The sequence below is a fragment of the Oleiphilus sp. HI0117 genome, assembly GCF_001635235.1.
Window position 1 is genome coordinate 1 of record NZ_LWGA01000843.1, and the last position, 2,660, is coordinate 2,660.

The 2,660-nt window shown below is 41.5% G+C and carries 6 protein-coding genes; 1 reads left to right on the forward strand and 5 read right to left on the reverse strand.

The genetic code is table 11. From position 1 onward, the window contains the following. The coding region (locus A3757_RS14415; protein ID WP_156506329.1) for an Hsp70 family protein at positions 1–575 on the forward strand (575 nt) is incomplete at its 5' end. A 26-nt stretch (positions 576–601) separates the two neighbouring features. On the opposite strand, the gene A3757_RS14420 is transcribed toward A3757_RS14415, so the two are convergent. From A3757_RS14420 to A3757_RS27640, 5 genes are all read right to left on the reverse strand, one after another. Beyond that, entirely contained in the window at positions 602–1,078 is a 477-nt protein-coding gene (locus A3757_RS14420; protein WP_068516618.1) for a DM13 domain-containing protein, read from the reverse strand. Positions 1,079–1,107: 29 nt separating this feature from the next. Next, positions 1,108–1,404: a hypothetical protein gene (locus tag A3757_RS14425; protein WP_068516621.1), complete on the reverse strand. Its 297-nt coding sequence runs from the start codon at positions 1,402–1,404 to the stop codon at positions 1,108–1,110. 77 nt (positions 1,405–1,481) lie between these two features. Continuing rightward, positions 1,482–2,012, reverse strand: a complete 531-nt coding sequence (locus A3757_RS14430) for an ABC transporter substrate-binding protein (protein WP_068552979.1) — start codon at positions 2,010–2,012, stop codon at positions 1,482–1,484. A 9-nt stretch (positions 2,013–2,021) separates the two neighbouring features. Further along, the gene (locus tag A3757_RS14435) at positions 2,022–2,234 is read right to left on the reverse strand and encodes a hypothetical protein (RefSeq protein WP_068516628.1); all 213 of its coding nucleotides are present in this window, start codon (positions 2,232–2,234) and stop codon (positions 2,022–2,024) included. 96 nt (positions 2,235–2,330) lie between these two features. Continuing rightward, the coding region (locus A3757_RS27640; RefSeq protein ID WP_231878286.1) for a hypothetical protein at positions 2,331–2,660 on the reverse strand (330 nt) is incomplete at its 5' end.

Below are 2,660 nucleotides of genomic sequence, written 5' to 3' on the forward strand. Positions count from 1 at the left end.
TGGCAGGAAAGCACCTCATGCCACTTCTGGGCATGTTGTCAAAAACCAAAAGCGGTCTTCCTGTTCCCACCCAGCTTTTCTGGGACGCAGTGAGCACTAACGATGTATCGGCTCAGACACGGTTTAATGAACTTAATACAGGCTTGGATATTGAACAGCTACTACGCGATTGTGTTGAGCCAGACTTGATCAAACGCTTTATCTCAATGCGAAATAATCAGCAGCAACATCAGCTTGTTCGCAGCGCAGAGCAATGCAAAATCGCCTTGTCCTCAGCCGATAGGGTTTCAAGCTCACTTGAGTTTATCGAAGATGGGCTGAGTCAAGACGTAAAGCTAGAGCAGTTTGCTGAAGCAATTGACCGACCCTTGATGAAAATGCTGAGCTTGATGGAAGAAGCGATTACACAAGCGCAAACACAACCCGATCTAATTTTTATAACGGGGGGATCGGGTCAGTCCCCTGTTATTCGTAAAGCAATTCACAATAAATTTGGTGACATCGAGGTGCTTGATGGCGACCACTTCGGCAGTGTCGCATCGGGTTTAACCGTTTGGGCGAATCAAATATTTTAATTGCAGAGTCTGTTCGCTGAACTCATTTACTGATATTTGGCTGCCGTAATAAACTCACCAAAGGCCTCACACCAAACAATGACTGAGCTAAAGTCAGCTATATTGGTGCCCTGAGGCACTTTGACGACAAAGTTTTCGAAGGTTGTCACGTCACCAACTTGAAGCATTGACGACTTCAAGCGCTGAAAATCAAGCTCGGTTTCTACGAACTCTTTAGAAAGATAAAGCTTATAGTCTGGCCCGGGAGCCAGTTGGCCAGCTAAAGAAATGTACTCAGTGTTAAGCGAAACGATGCCTTCGCCCCAGTGAAAGGTGTCGCTATCCTCTAGGTCTCTTTTAAACTTCCCGGTATATCGCGCTTGCGAAGAAATCTCTGAGATCATTGACTCTGAAGGCGCAGTCGGTGCCGTTAGAATTGGCAGGATATATATCCCCAAACCGATACCCAATGCGCCTATAGATAAGTGGCTTGCTAAGAGTAAAGTAATTGTTTTTAGTTTCATAAAGAACCTGTTGCTTGGTCTGGTTATGTTTATTTTGTTGCGATTCCAATGAGAAGGGCAATGACCCCAACAATCAATTCAGCCCATGTATTTTTGTACTTCGTATCATGTGCTTTTTCTCTGTAATAAGCTGATTCTTCATAAGCTCTTTCCATCGACTCAATATTATCTGGAGTACCAGGGAGACTTCCAATTTTAGAAGCTTGTTGATTAGCGCGCTCAGATCTTTCCTCATAAGTTTTTGCCCGAGCGAGCCTTTCTTGACTTGTGGTTGCACAGCCGAACAGCAGTGTTAGAGATAAAATAAAGATGGTGTTTTTGATCAATTGATATATTTCCCTATAAAGATTGTCTAACGCTGCGTTAACCGAAGGCGAGTTCGGTAGGGCGCTTGGTTAAACTCTTACTGAAGTTTTCCATATTTGGCTAGAATTTGTTTATATTCATCAGTTGTCTTGAACTTCGTCAGCTCCTCACTGAATCTCAATGACAGCTCTTCAAGCCCTGGCTTCTTCGCAAAAGCTAAATAATTTCCGCCAGGGCAATAACGCTTACTCCCAACGATAGTTAATTGATCCAAAATACCCATCTCCCGAGCTTTATGAAAGCCAACTAGCTCGACACCTATTGCTAAATCGATGCGACCCAGTAACAGCATATTCAAGCTTTGTTCCAAAGTTGGTACTCGCGATGCATTCTCTAATAGGTGAGAATTGTGTAACTCATCACAATATTTATAGCCAAGAATTGCCCCCACACGCAGGTTTTTAGGGTTATTTAAGTCAATAGAAGAAATAGAGTTTGTTGCTTTCTTAAAAAATACAGTAACGCCTTTAGACACTGGCTCACTAGGAAAGTGTAGGAATTCCTTTCTTTCTTCAGTTATAGAAGCGGCTAGTATTGCGTCAGCTTTTTTGTTTTTAACTAAACCCAAGCAGCGTTTTCATGGCAATAATCGAATATTAGCTGTTACGCCAAGCTTCTGAAATACTGATAACGCAACTTCTACGTCGGTTCCCACCACTTTATTATCTTCTTCATAGGCAAATGGAGGCCATGGATCTGTGACAATGTCTATTGCTTCATTTGCCCACGCCAACTGTACACAAAGTAAAGCAATTATGAACAATAAGAACTGATTTACTGACAACTTCATATCTGCCCCTTGATCATCAGTGTAGAAAAATGCGAGTTACTAGCTTAGTTGAAAACCCCCTCTTAGGAAACTTAACGATGCCCCTATGAGGCCTTGTTAGCTGCTTTTTGCATACTTTGATTTTAACCGTTTATGACGATGAGCAAATATTGATTGAAATACTGGTTTAAATAAATAACCTAAAAAGCCTAATTTACTTTTGAAATAAACGACATCTCTTATTTTTGCCCCTGAACCATCAGCTGAAATAGTTCGCTCATGTGACCACACATTATTGAGCATAGTTTTTGATGATTCGATAAAACCCATGCTATTGACCGATCTAAATTTAAATCGGTGTAAATCAACCGGGATGAACCCAAATAATAAGATTATGCTCGAAAATATATCGTCATTTACTGGCCACTCAGATATTGGTTTTGCCGC